Genomic DNA, 17,798 nt, shown 5'->3' with positions numbered 1-17,798 from the left:
AAATGGGGTCCACGGACAATCGCACGCCCGCTTCGGGCGGCAGCAAGAGCCTAGCGAAGGCGCGCGCGGCCTTTGACGGCCTGCGTAGCCATGGCGGCTTCTGGCTGAAGGCGCTGTCGCAACCGACCATCGATCTCACCTTGCGCACCCAGGCCGGCCAGCGCACCCGCATCGTCGAGGCGCCCGGCCTGTCGCTGCCGAAGGACGAGCTCGACGCGCTGGTCGGGCAGCTCCGCGTCGTCGCCGCCAAGACGCTGCCCGAGGAGAGCCTGACTTATGGCATCTTCTCCGGTGAGCCCGAGCGGCTGTCGCGCGCCATCATCACGCTGATCTCCGAGGAAGACACCGGACGGCCGATCGCGTTCAACGCCCTGTCGGTGATGGACGTGCCGCTCGACGGCGAGCCCGCTGAAGTGACCCATCTCGGCCTCGTCATGGTCGATCCCGATGTGCGCGGGCAGGGGCTGTCCTGGGTGCTCTACGGCCTGACCGCGCTGGTGCTGTTCGCCCGCGATGGCTTGCGGCCGAAATGGATCTCCAATGTCACCCAGGTGCCGGCGGTGGTCGGCATGGTCAGCGACACCTTCTCGGACGTGTTTCCGTCGCCGCAGCCGGGGGCGCGGCAGAGCTTTGCGCATCTGCAGCTCGCGCGCGGCATCATGGCGCGGCATCGCGCGGTGTTCGGCGTCGGCGAGGAGGCCGGCTTCGACGAAGCGCGCTCGGTGATCACCAATGCCTATACCGGCGGCTCGGATGCGCTGAAGAAGACTTTCGAGATCGCGCCGAAGCATCGCGATGCCGTCTACAACGAATTTTGCGAGCGCGAGCTGGATTACGGCCGCGGCGACGATGTGCTGCAGATCGGCCGCGTCGATCTTGCCGGCGCGCGCCGCTATCTGATGAGCGAGGTGCCCTCGGGCTCGCTGCCGGCGCTGCTCGCGGCGTCCGCAATGCTGGCATTGCAGCGGCTGGTGCTGCCAGTGGTCTACTGGATGGACGACACCCGCGCCTTCGGCACCTTGCGGCCGCGCAAGCAGGAGAGCGGGACCGCGCGATGAATTTCGATTACTACTCCTTCACCGGCCGCAACATCGGCTTCATCGACGAGCACGAGCAGCAGCTCTTGCGCCAGGCGCGGGTGTTCGTGTGCGGCGTCGGCGGCATGGGCGGCGCGGCCTTCATGGCGCTGGCGCGCGCCGGCGTCGGCAAGTTCGTGATCGCCGACATCGATCGCTTCGAGGTCTCCAACCTCAATCGCCAGGTATTCGCCTTCGCCGACGAGGTCGGCCGCGAGAAGGCCGCCGTCGCCGCCGAAGCCGCCAAACGCATCAACCCGACCATCGAGGTCGAGGTGCTCGGCGAGAACTGGACCAGTGAGCTCGCCGGCATTGCCGAACGCTGCCCGGTGATCGTCAACGGCATGGACGATATCGCCGCCGGGGTGCATCTGTACCGGACCGCCAAGCGCGCCGGTTCAACCGTGATCGACGCCTATATGTCGCCGTTGCCGTCGGTGATCGTGGTGCGCCCGCACGATCCGCGGCCCGAGGAGCGCCTCGGCTTTCCCACGCTGGCCAAGGACTGGATTGATATCACCGAGGACGACCGTCGCGCCGCGATGCGTGCCGAGATCGAGCACGTCATGCTGCATTCCTCGTCGCGCAACTATGTCGACCTCGCGATCGCCGGTGAAGTCGCGGCCGGCCGCCGCAGCCGGATGTCGTTCGCGCCGATGGTGATCTCGACCGGCATGCTGATGGCCTATGAGGCGGTCGCGCTGATCCTCGGCCGCACCTCCGGCACCGACTGCCGCGGTTGGTTCCTCAATCCGCACCGGCCCGCGATCGAGAAGCCGCGCAATGCGCTGATCGCGGCCCTGATGCGCCCGCTGGTGCGGCGGGCGATCGATCAATTGACGGGCGTCGCATGACCTCGGGGGTGATCGCCGATTCCATCGTCAATCTCTGCGGCGCCATCGGGGTCGCGGTGGCGATGATGACGTTCTACCGGCGCGATCCCCGAAGCCCGCTGACGCGCCGCCTGCTGCTCGCGCTCGGCGTGATCGCGACCCTGTTCCTCGATCGTGGCCTCGCGTGGTGGAGCGGAAGCTGGCTGCTCGATCGTCTCTCGGTGATCCCGGCCGCGCTGATTCCGCTCGGCGCGCTGATCGTCACCGAAGGCATCCTGCGCCGCCATGCGCCGCGCGCGGTCAAGATCGCGGCGCTCGCAGGCGGCATCGTGCTCGGCCTCGGCGGCGCGTTCGGGCTGCAACGCCTGGTGATGCCCTATGCAATCACGCTGGCGCTGTTCCAGCTGGTTGGCTTTGCGACCTGCGCGCTGCTGCTGGCGACGCGCGACCGCGCCTCGCTGATGGCGTCGGAGAACCGCAGCATCGGCCGCATGGCGGTCGGCGCGCTGGTGGTGATCCCGTTCATCCTCACCGACTTCCGCACGCTGTTTCCCGACATTCCGGTCCGGCTCGGCGCGCTGGGTGCGCTGCTCACGGTCACCGTGATGCTGATCGCCGGTGGCGGCGCCGAGACACGGCGGCATGGGCTTGCGATGATGGCGCTGCGGCTGATTTCTTCGGGTCTGCTCGGCCTCGCCGCCGCCTTCATGGCGCCCGATGTCGATGCCGCGCAGATGATCCGGTTCGTCGCGGTCGCGATTGCCGGCGTGCTGACCATCGGGCTGATGACGGATGCTCTGCGGGCGCTGTTCGAATCGCAGGAGCCCGGCGTGCTCAACTCGGTCGCGGCGTCGCCGGCGCAGACGCGGGAGCAGCTGATCGCCGAGCTCGCACGGCATCCGATCTTTGAGAGCGCGCGGCGCTTCCGCGAAGACGAGCTTGCACCCTACGATCCGCCGCTGCTCCGCGACTTCCTGTCGACGAGGCGCGTGCTGCGCCGCTCCGAGGCGCCGTGGGGACTGGCGCCGACCGACCCCGCCGCCGAGCGCATGGCCTCGCTGATGACAGCGAACAGCGCCTCCCATGTCATCGTGCTCGCGCATGATCCGCTCGACCTGATCGTGCTCGCGGTGCCGGTCACCGCGGCCGATCCCGCCACCGAAACCGCGCTGGCGTTGGTGCGGCGGCTGCTGGCGCTGACCCCGGAGGCCAAATGACGCTGGAGATCCGGGAAGGCGACCGCAAGGCGGCCTTCGACGCCCCGCTCAATGCCTATGGGCCCGACAGCCTCTACGTGCCGCCGCTGTGGAGCGATTTCGACCGGATGTTCGATGCTGCGGAGAACCCGTTCATCACCGAAGGCCATGGCCGCTATGCGCTGTTCTCGGCGCATCGCGACGGCCGCCCGGTCGGCCGCATCGCCGCCTCGATCCACGACGCCTCCAACCGCAAGCACGGCACACGTCACGGCGCGTTCGGTTTCTTCGACTGTATCGACGAGCCTGATGTTGCCGATCTGTTGTTGCGCACTGCCGAGCAGTGGCTGTCCGCGCGCGGCATGACCCGTATCGCCGGCAATTTCAATCTGACGGCGATGCAGCAGATCGGCGTGATGACCGACGGCTTCGACCATGCGCCGTTCACCGACATGATGTGGTCGCCGCCGCATATCGCGCAGCACCTTGAACGCGCCGGCTATGCCGCGACCTTCCCGATGACGACGTTCGAGATCGCGCTCGACGGCGGCAAGCCGGGGCAGCTGCTCGGCGACAAGCAGCGCGCGGTGCTGGCCGACAAGGACTTTGTCTGGCAGCCGATCAAGCGCTCCGCCTTCAAGGTGCGGCTGGAGGATGCACGGCTGATCCTGAACGACGGCTTCGCCGACAACCCGATGTTCGTGCCGCCGACCGTGGCCGAATATCTGTTCCAGGCCGGCGACATGATGTGGATCATCGACAAGCGGATTTCGACCGTGGTCTATCACCGTGGCCGGCCCGCCGGCGCGATCATCGCGATCCCCGATCTCAACCCGCTGATCAAGGCGATCGGCGGCCGGATCGGGCTGACCGCGCCGTTCAAATTCGTGCAGCACCGCATGATGAACACCCGCGCCGTGCTGATCTATCAGTCGGTCTGCCGCGACCTGCACAATCGCGGCCTCAACGGCGCGATGCTCTACCGCACCGCGCTGGCGTTGCAGGAGGCCGGCTACCGCACGCTCGGCGGCACCTGGATCGCCGACATCAACGCGCCGTCGCTGCGCCAGGTCGAGAAGGCGGGCGCCACGCCGCTGCACCGGCTGCATCTGTTCACCAAGCGGCTGGCCGCGGCATGAGCGAGCTGACGCCGGACTTGCTGCGCGAGCTGGTCGCCGAGGCGCGGCTGGCGCCGAGCGTCCACAACATCCAGCCGACGCGCTGGCGTTTGCTCGGTGACGGGCGGTTGGCGCTGGTCGACGCGACCTGGGTCCGCGCGCCGGTCGCCGATCCCGCCGGACACGACGTGCTTGTCTCGCACGGCGCGGCGCTGGAGGGCATGAGCCTTGCGCTCAACCGCCGCGGCCTCACCATCACGGCGATGACCACGATCGAGCAGCCGCTGTCGCCGCAATTTACTGCGCTCTGCAGCTTTGCGATCAGGCAAGGTGTCGCGCCCGATCCGTTGGCCGGCCATGTGGCGCACCGGATGTCGTGGCGCGGCAAGTTCGCGGCGTCGCCGGATCAGCCCGCGCCGCTGGTGCAGCTCGCCGTCGCGCGTGACGATCTGATCAGCATCTGTCATCGCCGGGCCATTGCCGATATCGCCGGCTGGGCCGACCAGGCCGAATTCTCCTTCGTGCACGGTGACGACTATCGGGCCGAACTGCTCGAATGGATGCGGCTGTCGCCCGACCATCCGCACTATCTGCTCGACGGCCTCAATCGCGAAGCGCTTGCCATGAGCGCGGTCGAGGCCACCGCCGCCCGCTTCGTGCTCGGCAGCCTGTTCAAGCCGCTCGATCGTCTCGGCCTCGCCGCATCGCTGCTGTCAGACAGCGCCAAGACCGCCTCGGCCGCGGCGATCGTGCTGTTCTGTCGTCCGGTCGGTGAGGATCCACTCACGACGGGGCGGCATTTCTACCGGTGCTGGCTGGAGATCGATCGCGCCGGGCTCGTGGCATGCCCGATCTCGGCGCTGGCCGATCACCCTGATTTCAACGACCGGCTGCGCAAGCTCGGCGGGATCGGCACCGATCTGCGCCTCGTCAACGTGTTCCGCATAGGTCGGCCGGCAAAACCACTGGAACCGCGGCATTTCCGGCTGCCGGTCGATCGGCTCATCGTCTAGAGCGTTTTCGAGCGAAGTGGACACCGGTTCGCGTGAAGAAAACGCGTCAAAACAAGAATCTAGAGCTTCGGTTCTGATTCAATCAGAACCGAAAATGCTCTAGGCGCTGACAGATCAGGTGCGATATCCGCTGTCAAAGCTTCATGCGGTCGTGCTATGACGCCGCCCGCTAACCAAAGACCGGTGGAGATGATGTCGAAGCAATCGCTGCGCGAGGAGGCCGAGCGCCTGATCCGCGAGACCATGGAAAAGCGGAACCTGGTCATCAAGCAGGGCACGACCCGGATCGAGGCCGTTTGCGGCAAATGCGGCGCGCCGAACCGGGTGCAGGCGGAAAAGGGCCAGTCCCGCGTCAAGTTCACCTGCAAGAACTGCGACCACAAGCAGGAAACGCTGTAAGCGAGCCTCGCTTCCGTCATCCTGAGAGAATGCGAATGTATTCGGCGTCGTCCTGGCTTTCGCCAGGACGACGGCGTGGGAAGGCCGCTCGCTACAATTCTCACACCGTGATCCCCGCGCAAAGGTGAAGCCTTTGCGCGGGGATGACGGTGATGGTCCGCAGGTGGGGTGGCAGAGCGTTAGCCCACAAAGCGATCTACTTGAACGCCTCGCAGACCGTGGTGTGATTCGGCGCGATCCGGGCCGCGGTCCGCAGCGAGACGTTGCGCCACCAGGCGTCCAGCGCGTGGCGGTCGCAGGCGAGCTTCACGCTCATGCCGCCGGCGAACTTGATCCAGTCGGCAAAGCTCTGGCGCGACACCGCGATCACGACGGGAATGTCGGCGTCGAGCGCGCGCTCGATCACGAAGCCAAGGCCCTTGCCGTCGCGTTCCCGCTTGCCGAAGCGGTTGATGATGACGAGATCGGCGCCTTCAGCGAGCGCGTCGGCGACGCGGACGCCGGCGTCCTGCAGCCGCGACAGATCGAGCTTGCAGCCGGTCGCACCAGAACTTGTCGTACTCGGGGCCGGCGGCTGCGCCAGCAGCAGCGTCTCGCCGCTGTGGACCAGCACTGCCGACAGGCTGGAATCCGCGCATTGGCCTGATTGCACCATGCCGACGACGCGCGCGCCGAGCGCCTTCAGGTCGCCGGCGAAGTCGCGCAGGATGGCGTCGGGATCGTCCTTGTCGTCATAGACCAGGGCGGCAAGGTCGCATTGGGCATCGAACATGATGAGCTCTGTTCGTTGTGGAGGAGAGCGGCGGCCGCGGCGCCAAGGGGTGCCAAGGCGTCGCGGCCGCATGTCTTTCGGATCAGGCGGCCGGCGGGCCGTTGATGATCTGCAGCTGGGTGAATTCGGCGAGACCTTCCTCGGCGAATTCGGTGCCGATGCCCGACTGCTTGGCGCCGCCGAACGGGATGTTCGGGGCCATGTCGAGGTGCTTGTTGATCCACACCGTGCCGGCCTCGATCTGGGTCGCGATCTCGTGCGCCCGCTTGATGTCGGACGACCAGACCGACGCGCCGAGGCCGTAGGTGGTGGCGTTGGCGCGGCGGATCGCGTCATCCTTGTCGGAGTATTTGATCACGGGCAGCACCGGGCCGAACTGCTCCTCGTCGACCAGCTTGGAGCCTTCCTTGATGTCGCGCACGATGGTCGGCTCGATGAAGTAGCCGGGACGGTCCATCGCGGCGCCGCCGGCGATCACATTGCCGTTCTTGCGGGCGTCGTCGAGGAACGCCTTCACCTTCTCGTACTGCATCTTGTTCTGCAGCGGGCCGAGCTTGGTGCCCTGCTTGGAGCCGTCGTCGACGACGGTGTTCTTCGCAATCGCGACCAGCTCGTTGCAGATCTCGTCATAGACGGATTCGTGCACATAGAGCCGCTTGATGGCGAGGCAGACCTGGCCGGAGTTCTGGAACGCGCCCTCGAAGATGCCGGGCGCCACCTTCTTCGGATCGACGTCGTCGAGCACGATGCCGGCGTCGTTGCCGCCGAGCTCGAGCGTGATCCGCTTCAACGTCTGCGATGCGCTCGCCATCACCTTCTGGCCGGTCGCCGTCGAGCCGGTGAAGGAGATCTTGCGGATGTCAGGGTGCTTGGTCATGTGATCGCCGAGATCGTTGGCGTCGGCGATGAAGTTGAGCACGCCCTTCGGCAGGATGTCCTTGACCAGTTCGGCAAAGCGCAGCGAAGCCAGCGGCGTGGTGGGCGCAGGCTTCACCACCAGGGTGTTGCCGGCGAGCAGCGCCGACGGCAGCTTGAACGCCAGGATCAAGAGTGGATAGTTCCAGGGAATGATCGCGCCGACCACGCCGAGCGGGCGGCGATAGGCCTCGACCTTGCGGTCGCCGGAATTCTCGACCACGCGCATCGGCAGATCGAGCGAGCCGAGGTAGCGGAAGAAGCCCGCCATGCCCATGACTTCGCCGGTGGCATCCGCGAGCGGCTTGCCCTGTTCGCTGGTCAGGATGTGCGCGAGCTCGTTGGTGTTGGCCTCGATCGCCTCGGCCATCTTGATGATGAGCTTGCGGCGCTCTTCCATCGGCGTGGCGGCCCATGCCGGGTAGGCGGCCTTCGCGGCGGCGACGGCCTTGTCGAGCTGGTCCTTGGAGGCGCGGGGGCATTGCGCCACCACCTCTTCGGTCGCCGGATTGAGCACCGGCATGGTCTGGTCGCCGGGTACCATCTTGCCGTCGATGAGAAGCTTGTAATCACTCATAGGCTTTGCTCTCCCTGGTCAAACGGGCCCTTCGCGGGCCTCGCTATATCCCGTCATATATCACGATTGCAGCGGGCGGGCCACGGCCAAAGATGGTCCGCGAATAACGGCTGGACGGCGGCAGGCCGAGCGATATATCTTTACGAATATAACGAAGAAATGATCCGGAGTGCCGGTATGCAGATCGAAACCCAGGAGCTCACCACCTGCGAAGTTGCGGCCGACGGCTGCGCCATTTCGCTGGGATTCGTCGACGGCAAGGGTGAACCCGCAACCATCCGCCTGTCGATCAATCAGGTCGGCGCGCTGGTCATGACGCTGCCCGGGTTGATCAGCAAGGCGCTGCAGACGCGTTTCGGCGACCAGAGCTTGCGCTACGCCTATCCGCTGGATTCATGGGTGCTCGAGCAGTCGACCGATCCGAGCCATGGCATGATGACGCTCAAAACATCGGACGGCTTCAGCGTCTGCTTCTCGATCCCGCGCGCCCAGCAGAGCGAGCTCGGTGAGGCGCTGGTGGCGCAGCCGGCGACGCCGGTGCGGGTGCGGGCGAATTGAGAGTTCGTAGGATGGGTGGAGCGAAGCGATACCCATCAAACAGCGGGCCGCAGGAGAGATGATGGGTTTCGCTTCGCTCTACCCATCCTACGATTCTATTGTCCGCATATACTCCGCTGTCATGCCCCGCTTCATGCGGGGCATCCAGTACGCCGCGGCCCCTCGGTTTAGGCACTGAAGTCTCTGGAATACTGGATCGCCCGGTCAAGCCGGGCGATGACAGCACGAATGGGGATAGGGTGAGTTAGCCCATCCTACGAATTCACTTCCCCTTCACGAACGCGGCGAATGCGTCGCCGAAATCCGGATGCCAACGCGACAGCGGCGGGCGGTTCTCGACGATGTCGCCGGCGGCCCACGAGATGCGGCGCCGTCGATCGCACGCAGATGCCTTGTCAAACTCCGTCCAGAATAGCCAAGCTGCCGCGCGTGCTCTTGAGCCTAAGATCAATTATCTTCTGGTAAGCGGCCGAGTGGTACCAGCGTTCAGCGGATTCTCGCGACGGAAATTCAACGACCACTGTGCCGGGATGCTCCCACTGACCTTCCAGCACTGTCGCCTTGCCACCAGCAGCAAGAAACTGTCCCCCAAACGGCGCGGCCGTGTCCCCTACTTGGCTTCGATACTCTGCAAACATCGGTTCGTCGTGAACCGTCAACGTTACAATCAGGTAGGCTTTCATCTGAAACCCCTCATTGCTCAACTGGTCGCCAAGTAAACGCTCAACGTGCGAGCGTAGCCCCGGCCCGGTGCTGGGTTGAGTTCCGAAAGAGCTCGATATTTTCGGCAAGCCATTGCGGCAGCGTTCTCGGCGACTGGCCGGTCAATATCTCGACGGTCGAGGTGGTCTCTCCGAGTGCGGATTCGCGAAACATCTGGTCCAGCCCGACCAGCAAATCGGCGACCAGTGGCGGGAGGCCGTCAGCCAGCAGCGTGGCTCGCTGTTCCTCGGTCGATCGATGATTGTAGACGACCGGTTGGCCGAGCAGGTTCGACAGTTGCTCGGCAACCTGCAGCATGGTCCACGCCCGTGTCCCGGTCAGATGATAAGCGCGCTGCGACTCCGGGCTGAATTCCTCGAGCAATGCCACGCGTGCGACGTCGGCGACGTCACGGGTGTCGATAAAGTTCACGCGCCCCTCGCCAGCGGCGCCCGCCCAGGAGCCGGCAGCGATTTGACCAGCCGCGCGCTTGAGGATGTCGGGGTATGCCGAGGGCCGCAAGACGGTCGACGCCACCGGCTGCTGAGCCAGATGTGCCTCGATTTGCATATGCCAGGCAAAAGGATTGAGGCGAGACGCCGGCCCCAAGGCGGAGAGTTTGACGATATGGCGGACGCCGGCGGCTACGGCGGCGTCGATCAGCGCGATCTCGTTCGCCACCTGCTGTGGCGACGTACCATGCGAAACGAACAGCCGATCGGTATCACGAAGCGCGCTCTGAAGCGTATCCGGCCGATCGAAATCGACAGCGGCGATGCGGACACCCTTCGGCAGTTGCGGCGCGTCGGGCCGCCGGGTCAGCACCGTAATATCGACCGGATCGGAAGCAAGGAGGCCGGCTAGCGTCGAGCCGACGCGACCCGTGGCACCGGCTATGGCGATCCGCGGCTTGTGCGACACCGGTTGGATTTCCTTGGACATAGCGAAATCTCCCTTGTATCTTGGAACGGTCGGTCCAACATAAATGGAACGATCGGTCCAAGATGTCAAGCGGGGTGTTTATGAGCGGCAAGCCGCAATTCGATGAAGTTGCCGTGATCGCTGCGGCAATCGAGGTTTTCTGGCGCAACGGCTATGCGGCCGCTGCCATCAGCGATCTGACTGAGGCCACGGGCCTGTCGCGCTCCAGCCTCTATCAGCGATTCCAGGACAAAGACGGCCTGTTCCGGGAAGCCCTCGCAGCTTATACGCAGCGCGTCTTGCGGCGCATGACCTCTGCCAAGGCCGATACCGCGCGCGGGCGACTGCGCGCGTTGCTGCACGCGTTTTTGCCGGACAGATCCCGTCCCGTGGGCTGCCTAATCGGGCGAAGCTGTGCCGAGATCTCGGCACTGTCCAAAGCAGGACAGGTCGCCACACTGGCGGCAGCGGCACGTCAGCGTGACGTTTTGGCAGGCCTTCTGCGTGAAGGCGTGGTGGCGGGTGAGCTGGCCGAGGATACCGACATCGATGCAATGGCTTGGTATTATCTCGGTGTGCTGCAGGCCGTATTGAACTTCCCGCAAGCGGGTGGTGATCCGAGCATGCTCGATCGCATGATCGACGTCGCGATGTCGGTTTGGCCCGACACTCGTGTCAGCGGCTCATGACGTCAGTGCAAGCCAACGGGCCGCGCCAATGCGCGCCCGATGACAGGCTTCGTCGTTTCGCTCTTCGCAAATGATGGTGTAACTACTTCCCCTTCACGAACGCAGCGAATGCGTCGCCGAAATCCGGATGCCAGCGCGACAGCGGCGGGCGGTTCTCGACGATGTCGCCGGCGGCCCACAGGATGCGGCGTTCGTCGAGCGCGCGCGGCACGTCGTTGTCCGGGCAGAGGATGTAGAAATCGCCGGCTGTGAGGTGCTCGATCATGAAGTCGACGGTCTGCTCCGATGTCCAGGCGCCGGCCGGCTTCTCGGTGCGGCCGCGCGCGGTCAGCCCGGTGAAGACAAAACCCGGGATCAAAAGATGCGCCGTGATCTTGCAGCCGTCGGTGTTGCGCAGCTCGTGCTGCAGCGCCTCGGTGAACGCCTTCACGCCGGCCTTGGAGACGTTGTAGGCGGGATCGCCGGGTGGCATGGTGATGCCCTGCTTGGAGCCGGTGTTGATGATCAGCCCGGGCCGGCCGCGCTTGATCATGTTCGGCGCAAACGCCTGCGTGCCGTTGATCACGCCCCACAGATTGACGCCAAGGATGCGCTGCCAATTGTCCGCGGGCCCGAACATCGCGCTGCCGGGCTGGATGCCGGCATTGTTCATCAGGATGTCGGTGCCGCCGAACTTCTTCGCCACGGCGGCCTCAAGGCTTGCGACCTCATCGGCGCGGCTGACGTCGACCGCAGCCGTCATGATGTTGGCGGCGCCACCAGGTGCGGCAGATGACAGTTTTGCCGCAGCCGCCTTCAGCCTGTCATCGCCGAGATCGGCGATGCAGAGCTTCATGCCGGCTTCGGCAAACCGCGTCGCGGCGGCAAGCCCGATACCGGATGCGCCGCCGGTGATCACGGCAACATGATTGGGTAACATCACGGGATGGGGCATCGTCGCTCTCCGGACACATCTGTGGCTGAGGTTTCGATAGCGTTTTCAAGCGAAGTGGTTCCCGGTTCGCGTGAAGAAAACGCGTCAAACAACAAACTCCATTCTAGCATATCGCACCCGGCATGCACGCAGGTGCATGGGAGGTTTTCATGCGCGCCACCCTCGACAACGCTTGCATCGCTTTACGGTTTCGCGGCCGCGCTGTAGAATCACCGATATAACGCTTCCAAAACACCTCAGCCGACATTTTACAGGGAGTGCAACCATGGCTGTTTCGCAGGCTATTCCGATCACGCGCCATCCTTATGCCGATGGCTCCTACAAGAAGATGCTGATCGACGGCAAATGGGTCGACGCCGCCTCCGGCAAGAAATTCGAAACCCACAACCCCGCTACCGGCGAATTGCTCGCATCCGTCGCCGAGGGCGATGCCGAGGACATCAACCGTGCGGTTGCAGCAGCGCGCCGCGCCTTCGAAGGGCCGTGGAGCAAGGTGAAGCCGTTCGAGCGGCAGAACATGCTGCTCAAGCTCGCCGAGCTCGTCGAAGCCAATTTCGAGGAACTGTCCCAGCTCGACACGCTCGACATGGGCGCGCCGATCAGCCGCACCCGCGGCAACCGGCTGCGCGCGCTCGGCATGCTGCGCTACTATGCCGGTCAGGCGACCGCGATCCATGGTGAGACCATCGAGAATTCGCTGCCCGGCGAGATCTTCTCCTACACGCTGAAGGAGCCGATCGGCGTGGTCGGCGCCATCATCCCCTGGAACGGCCCGCTGACCGCATCGATCTGGAAGATCGGCCCGGCGATCGCGACCGGCTGCACCGTGGTGCTGAAGCCGGCCGAGGAATCGCCGCTGACCTCGCTGCGCATCGGCGAGCTCTGCATGGAGGCCGGCATTCCGCCCGGCGTCGTCAACGTCGTGCCGGGCTATGGCGAGACCGCGGGCGCGGCGCTCGCCTCGCATCCCGATGTCGACAAGGTCGCCTTCACCGGCTCGCACGTCACGGGCCAGTCGATCATCCGTGCGTCGGCCGGCAACCTCAAGCGCGTCTCGCTCGAGCTCGGCGGCAAGTCGCCGGACATCGTGTTCGCCGACGCCGACCTCGACGCCGCGGTCCCGGGCGCTGCGATGGCGGTGTTCGCCAATTCCGGCCAGATCTGCAGCGCCGGCACGCGGCTGTTCGTCGAGCAGCAGGTCTATGACGAATTCGTCGGCCGCGTCGCCGAGTTCGGCAAGAAGCTGCAGGTCGGCAACGGCCTCGACCCCAACACCCAGATCGGGCCGTTGGTATCACAGCAGCAGATGGACCGCGTCTCCGGCTATCTCGACATCGGTCAGAAGGAAGGCGCCAAGGCGCTGGCCGGCGGCGGCCGCCTCACCGAGGGTGCGTTGTCGAAGGGCTATTTCGTGCAGCCGACCGTGTTCGCCAATGTGCAGGACAACATGCGCATCGCGCAGGAGGAGATCTTCGGCCCGGTGATCTCGGCGATCTCGTTCAAGGATCCGGACGAGCTGATCAAGCGCGCCAATGCCACCACCTTCGGGCTCGGCTCGGGCGTCTGGACCACCAATGTCAGCAAGGCGCACCAGGTCGCCAAGGCGCTGCGCGCCGGCTCGGTCTGGGTCAATTGCTACCAGGCGATGGATCCGGCGGTGCCGTTCGGCGGCTACAAGATGAGCGGCTACGGCCGCGAGTCCGGCAAGCAGCACGTCGAGGAATACCTCAACGTCAAGGCGGTCTGGATCAAGACGGGTTAGCGCTTGCTTCTTCTCACCTCTCCCCGCTTGCGGGGAGAGGTCGGATTGCATCGACAGATGCAATCCGGGTGAGGGGGTACAGGTCTCAACGTTCGGCGCGCTCGCGGAGAGAAGCCCCTCACCCAACGCCAGCACGATTTCGGAATACTAGAAGAATATCCCTGATTTGCCCGACGCGTCAAGTTGCCTTGTCGAGCGCCGGCCGCCGCCGGCTACTGTGCATGGGGTTGTTTTCGATATTTTCGTAAGCGCCCCTGTAACGGCCGCCGGTTCCTGCGTTTACCGCCCCGCGGCCTTCTTCGGCTTGCCGATGTCGCTGCGCAGGGCCTCGAGATCCTTGCGCACGGCGGTCGCCGCATCGCGTTCGATCTTGCGGTAGCGTGCCACCAAAGAGAGGCCGAACGGGGTCAGCACCGCGCCGCCGCCATTCTTGCCGCCGGTCTGGCGTTCCACCGCCGCCTGCCGGCAGATGCGGTTGATCTCGTCGACCAGGTCCCAGGCGCGCTTGTAGCTCATGTCCATGGCGCGGCCGGCGGCGGAGATCGAGCCGCATTCCCTGATCTGCTCGAGCAGCAGGATCTTGCCCGGTCCGATGCGGTCTTCGGCATCGAGATCGATGCGGACGCTCAACGAGGGGAGCGATGTGGCGCTCGTTTTCGACATGGCAAGCCTGCTTGTCTGTTCGCTAGATTGCCACTACCTGCTTTTGCGAACAAGATGAACCCGTGACATAACGGGCATGGTCCGGAAAAGTGGTAACCGACTTTCACACTATAACGGAAACCACATAAGAATAATCGGGGTAGGCATGAGTTCTCCATCGCTGTTTTCGCCGCTCAAGGTCGGTCCCTATGAGCTGAAGCATCGCGTCGTGATGGCGCCGCTGACGCGGATGCGGGCGGCGCGGCCGAGCCTCGCGCCGCGGCCGATGAACGCGGAATATTACGCGCAGCGAGCCACGCCCGGCGGCCTGCTGATCGCGGAAGCCTCGCCGGTGGTCGCCACCGGCTTCGGCAATCCCGGCGTCCCCGGCATCTATAGCGATACCCAGATCGCGGGCTGGCGCGAGGTGGTGGATGCCGTGCACGCCAAGGGCGGCTTGATCTTCCTGCAGCTCTGGCACGTCGGCCGCGTCTCGCATTCCTCGTTCCAGCCGGATGGTGCGCTGCCGGTGGCGCCGTCGGCAGTCGCGATCCCGCCCGAGTTCAAGTGCATGACGGCGGACGGCAAGGTGGTCGACTACGAGACGCCACGCGCACTCGAGACCGCCGAGGTCGCCCTGATGGTCGATGCCTATCGGCAGGGCGCGAAGAACGCGCTCGCCGCCGGCTTCGACGGCGTCGAGATCCACGGCGCCAATGGCTATTTGATCGAGCAGTTCCTGCAATCGCGCAGCAATCTACGGACCGACCAATATGGCGGCTCGATCGAGAACCGCGTCCGCTTCCTGCTGGAAGTGACGCAGGCGGTGACCGAGGTCTGGGGCGCCAACCGCGTCGGCGTGCGGCTCTCGCCCTACGGCATTGCCAATGGTAGCGGCGAGGCCGACCCGATGCCGCTCTACAGCCATGCCATCAAGGCGCTGGACAAGTTCGGGCTCGCCTATCTGCATTTCATCGAGCCGCGCGCCTCGGGCACCGGCCGCGCCGAGGTCGACTGGCAGAACGTGCCGTCGGCGATGGTGCTGTACCGCCCGATGTGGAGCGGTGTCCTGATCACCGCCGGCAATTTCGTCGGCGACAGCGCGCAGAGCGCAGTCGCGGAAGGTCATGCCGATGCGATCGCGTTCGGCCGCTATTTCATCTCCAACCCGGACCTGCCGCGCCGCCTGCAGCGCGGCTATCCGCTGACCAAGTACAACCGCGCCACCTTCTATGCCGGCGAGGAGAAGGGCTACACGGATTATCCCGTCCACGACGAGATGGCGCAGGCCTAGACCCGCGTTGTTCTTGTAGCCCGGGTGAGCAAAGCGACATCCGGGGCCGAACGTGAGGCTGTTCCCGGATGTCGCTTCGCTCATCCGGGCTACGATGTTTCCTTTCTCGTCATTGCGAGGAGCGGAGCGACGAAGCAATCCATCGCTCCTCACGCACCGATAGATGGATTGCTTCGCTGCGCTCGCAATGACTGCGGGCAAAGCCGGAGAGCTCCCGATGTTTCCGGACGACGAGTTCGAGCCGACGAAAAAGCCCAAGCCGGTGGCGCTGGCAAAGCCTGCGGCCGGCCAATGCCTGTGCGGCAAGGTGCGGTTCGAGATCGACGTACCGGCGCGCTGGGCCTGGCACGATCACACCGCCGCGAGCCGCCGTGCCCATGGCGCGGTTTATGCGACCTATGTCGGCAGCTGGAAGAAGCGCTTCCGTATCACCCAAGGCGAAAGCGAGCTCTCGCGCTACGAGGACGCGAAAAGCAAGACCGCGCGCAGCTTCTGCGCCAATTGCGGCACGCCTATCATCTACGAGCGCGCACGGTCGCCGCACATGGTGAACATTCCGCGCGCACTGTTCTCGGGGCGCACCGGCCGGCAGCCACTCTACCATATCGCGATCGAGGAATTGCAGGAGTGGGCCTACACCGGCGAGCCGCTGGTGCCGCTGAAGGGCTATCCCGGCGTGGTCTGGCAACGTTCGAAAAAGAAGAAGCGCAGCGAGCGCGAGGGGATGTTCTAGGGCATTTTCGGTGCTGATTGAATCAGGACCGATGCTCTGGCTGCGTCAGCGCTTTGTGTAGATGACCTCTTCCGACCCTACGTATTCCTCGGTCCACCCTCTCTTGTCCACGAGGAACCGCTTCAGAGGTTCGTGCGCCTTCACCCAGAGCACCGTATCGATCTTGTACTTGGTGAGGACGGTGTCCCAGGCGGTCTCGTCGATCTCCCATTTGATCAGGCTGAAATAGTCGCGCAGCAGCTCATCGGGATAGGCGGTGGCCGATCGGCCGTCGACGAACACCGGCACCGCGCCACGTGTGTAGAAGATCAGGAGCCCGCCGACGTTCCAGTGGTTCAGCAGCCGTGCATGCGGAAAATGGGTTTGAAGATAGCGCGCATCCTGCTCCGAGAGCAGCTGCGGAAGCGCGAGAGCCGGTTTGACGTATATCAAGGTCAGCGGCAGCGCACACATTCCGACGATGCCGGCAACCAAGAGCGAGCTCTGGACCTTGAGGTCGTTCAGCTGCTTGGGCAGCACCCGGTCGATGTGAAGCGCCAGCGGCACCGTTGCGAACATGAAGAAGAACGACATGTACCGGTATTGGTAGAATCCCAGCAGCAGGAACAGCCAGGACAGCAGCCGCGACTCCAGAGGAGCCGGCGAAGCAGCCGGGTGGCGCAGCTCGAACGCGGCAAATATCGCGATATAGACGATGCCGGGAATGCTCCCGGGCACGGTGAAGTTCGCGGAGTAAGACCACCACTCGGTGATGTTCGCCTGCGCAAAATGGCCCAGCGTGGTGGTGACGCCGTCGTAGATGTGCCAGCCGAGCGGATTGATCAGGATCGCGACAAGGCAGCCGGCAGCCGCGAAACTGTAGATCTTAAGACCTGCCCAGTCCCGCCTGAGCACGGAGGTGGCGCCAAAGAGGCCGATGATGAAAAGCCCAAGCACAAAGCCGCCGTGCAGATTGGCCCAAAGCACCATCATCACCGGCAGCAGGAACCATCTGGTTCGCCTCAGGCACTCTGCGTAGAAGACGACGCAGAACAACATGGTGGGGGTGTTTGGCGAAGCGGCGAGATAGGAATTCGGCGCGGTCACGAACGCAGGGTAAAGCAGGCACGCGGCGAGAACGGAAATGCCAACCGCAAGTGTCGAGGCGCCGCTGCGCAGGCAGATCGATGCAAGATATCCGGTGATGACGGCGCCACATGCAACGACTGACAGTGTGAGACCGATATACCCCGTGTATTGAAACACCACGCTGGCAATCACGTCCCAGAGCCAGGACAGATTGTACCATTGCCTGTCGCCGAGGGTGAATGACCATGGATCCTGGAAGGGGACCTTGCCGCGCTCCCTGATCATATCTCCGGCGGCGAGGTGCCATCCGAGATCAAGGTGGCCGAGCAGGAGCGGCCCGTTCGACAGGTAGTACAGAGACGTGACTGCGATCAGGAAGACATAGAGACCCGGCTTCTCGAGCCCGATCGTTCCCGGTCCTCTACCGAGCCTGGTTCCGTTCCAGGCCGCCAGCGCGTCCATGACTTCAGCCCCGCGATCGAAGCGAGCCGTCTGCGGGCCCTGCATGCTTTTCTGTGTGCTTGATGAAGGCAAACCATCGTCGCTTTAGGGCACTCTGGCTAAAGTAGCGTTAAAGTCGGCCGCGCAATTCGATG

Annotated in this window: 18 protein-coding genes and 1 pseudogene; 11 read left to right on the top strand and 8 right to left on the bottom strand. The window is 64.6% G+C overall.

The window, feature by feature from the left end; genetic code table 11:
- The first annotated feature begins 2 nt into the window (after positions 1-2).
- The 6 genes from JQ573_RS17770 (at position 3) to JQ573_RS17745 (ending at position 5,635) form a co-directional block, all read left to right on the top strand.
- Positions 3-1,058: a hypothetical protein gene (locus JQ573_RS17770; protein WP_212313749.1), complete on the top strand. Its 1,056-nt coding sequence runs from the start codon at positions 3-5 to the stop codon at positions 1,056-1,058.
- Positions 1,055-1,930, top strand: coding sequence for a ThiF family adenylyltransferase (locus tag JQ573_RS17765; protein WP_212313747.1), 876 nt, complete (start codon positions 1,055-1,057; stop codon positions 1,928-1,930). Before JQ573_RS17770 ends, JQ573_RS17765 begins: the two co-directional genes overlap by 4 nt.
- Entirely contained in the window at positions 1,927-3,126 is a 1,200-nt protein-coding gene (locus JQ573_RS17760; protein WP_212313745.1) for a hypothetical protein, read from the top strand. Before JQ573_RS17765 ends, JQ573_RS17760 begins: the two co-directional genes overlap by 4 nt.
- Entirely contained in the window at positions 3,123-4,244 is a 1,122-nt protein-coding gene (locus JQ573_RS17755; RefSeq protein ID WP_212313743.1) for a GNAT family N-acetyltransferase, read from the top strand. The genes JQ573_RS17760 and JQ573_RS17755 overlap by 4 nt, the downstream gene beginning before the upstream one ends.
- On the top strand, positions 4,241-5,236 hold the full coding sequence (locus JQ573_RS17750) for a hypothetical protein (protein ID WP_212313741.1): 996 nt from the start codon (positions 4,241-4,243) through the stop codon (positions 5,234-5,236). The genes JQ573_RS17755 and JQ573_RS17750 overlap by 4 nt, the downstream gene beginning before the upstream one ends.
- Positions 5,237-5,428: 192 nt before the next feature.
- On the top strand, positions 5,429-5,635 hold the full coding sequence (locus JQ573_RS17745) for a hypothetical protein (protein WP_024581255.1): 207 nt from the start codon (positions 5,429-5,431) through the stop codon (positions 5,633-5,635).
- A gap of 196 nt (positions 5,636-5,831) precedes the next feature.
- Here JQ573_RS17745 and JQ573_RS17740 read toward each other — a convergent pair whose 3' ends face one another.
- Both JQ573_RS17740 and JQ573_RS17735 read right to left on the bottom strand, forming a co-directional pair.
- Positions 5,832-6,407 carry a DUF2478 domain-containing protein gene (locus JQ573_RS17740; protein ID WP_212313739.1) on the bottom strand — a complete coding sequence of 192 codons (576 nt, stop codon included), beginning with the start codon at positions 6,405-6,407 and terminating at the stop codon, positions 5,832-5,834.
- Between the two features lie 82 nt (positions 6,408-6,489).
- A complete protein-coding gene (locus tag JQ573_RS17735) occupies positions 6,490-7,899 on the bottom strand; it encodes an aldehyde dehydrogenase family protein (protein WP_212313737.1) in 1,410 nt (469 codons plus the stop codon).
- A 177-nt stretch (positions 7,900-8,076) separates the two neighbouring features.
- Here JQ573_RS17735 and JQ573_RS17730 point away from each other — a divergent pair, with 177 nt between their 5' ends.
- Positions 8,077-8,457 (top strand): hypothetical protein, encoded by a 381-nt coding sequence (locus JQ573_RS17730; RefSeq protein ID WP_212313734.1) that lies wholly within the window; start codon positions 8,077-8,079, stop codon positions 8,455-8,457.
- A gap of 262 nt (positions 8,458-8,719) precedes the next feature.
- On the opposite strand, the pseudogene JQ573_RS40235 reads toward JQ573_RS17730, so the two are convergent.
- From JQ573_RS40235 to JQ573_RS17720, 3 genes and pseudogenes are all read right to left on the bottom strand, one after another.
- Positions 8,720-8,815: pseudogene (locus JQ573_RS40235) on the bottom strand (short-chain dehydrogenase); the annotation flags it as partial.
- A 37-nt stretch (positions 8,816-8,852) separates the two neighbouring features.
- Positions 8,853-9,140, bottom strand: coding sequence for a DUF1330 domain-containing protein (locus JQ573_RS17725; RefSeq protein ID WP_212313732.1), 288 nt, complete (start codon positions 9,138-9,140; stop codon positions 8,853-8,855).
- Between the two features lie 40 nt (positions 9,141-9,180).
- Positions 9,181-10,101, bottom strand: coding sequence for an NAD(P)H-binding protein (locus JQ573_RS17720; RefSeq protein ID WP_212313730.1), 921 nt, complete (start codon positions 10,099-10,101; stop codon positions 9,181-9,183).
- An 80-nt stretch (positions 10,102-10,181) separates the two neighbouring features.
- On the opposite strand from JQ573_RS17720, the gene JQ573_RS17715 reads away from it, so the two are divergent.
- Entirely contained in the window at positions 10,182-10,769 is a 588-nt protein-coding gene (locus JQ573_RS17715) for a TetR/AcrR family transcriptional regulator (protein WP_212313728.1), read from the top strand.
- A gap of 82 nt (positions 10,770-10,851) precedes the next feature.
- On the opposite strand, the gene JQ573_RS17710 is transcribed toward JQ573_RS17715, so the two are convergent.
- Positions 10,852-11,703 (bottom strand): SDR family oxidoreductase, encoded by an 852-nt coding sequence (locus JQ573_RS17710; protein WP_212313726.1) that lies wholly within the window; start codon positions 11,701-11,703, stop codon positions 10,852-10,854.
- Positions 11,704-11,968: 265 nt separating this feature from the next.
- Between JQ573_RS17710 and JQ573_RS17705 the strand changes: the two genes are divergently transcribed.
- Positions 11,969-13,465 (top strand): aldehyde dehydrogenase family protein, encoded by a 1,497-nt coding sequence (locus JQ573_RS17705; protein WP_212313724.1) that lies wholly within the window; start codon positions 11,969-11,971, stop codon positions 13,463-13,465.
- 279 nt (positions 13,466-13,744) lie between these two features.
- On the opposite strand, the gene JQ573_RS17700 is transcribed toward JQ573_RS17705, so the two are convergent.
- Complete coding sequence (locus JQ573_RS17700; RefSeq protein WP_097671715.1) at positions 13,745-14,128, bottom strand: winged helix-turn-helix domain-containing protein; 384 nt, start codon at positions 14,126-14,128, stop codon at positions 13,745-13,747.
- 145 nt (positions 14,129-14,273) lie between these two features.
- Here JQ573_RS17700 and JQ573_RS17695 point away from each other — a divergent pair, with 145 nt between their 5' ends.
- Positions 14,274-15,401 (top strand): alkene reductase, encoded by a 1,128-nt coding sequence (locus tag JQ573_RS17695; RefSeq protein ID WP_212313722.1) that lies wholly within the window; start codon positions 14,274-14,276, stop codon positions 15,399-15,401.
- Between the two features lie 217 nt (positions 15,402-15,618).
- Entirely contained in the window at positions 15,619-16,134 is a 516-nt protein-coding gene (locus tag JQ573_RS17690; RefSeq protein WP_246667498.1) for a GFA family protein, read from the top strand.
- A 45-nt stretch (positions 16,135-16,179) separates the two neighbouring features.
- Here the strand turns inward: JQ573_RS17690 and JQ573_RS17685 are convergent, their stop codons facing one another.
- Entirely contained in the window at positions 16,180-17,709 is a 1,530-nt protein-coding gene (locus tag JQ573_RS17685) for a hypothetical protein (RefSeq protein ID WP_249131912.1), read from the bottom strand.
- Positions 17,710-17,798 lie beyond the last annotated feature (89 nt).

It is taken from the genome of Bradyrhizobium sp. AUGA SZCCT0105 (assembly GCF_018129565.1).
Lineage (GTDB): Bacteria > Pseudomonadota > Alphaproteobacteria > Rhizobiales > Xanthobacteraceae > Bradyrhizobium.
Note: the sequence above shows the minus strand (reverse complement) of the source record. Positions and strands in the feature narration are given on the sequence as shown.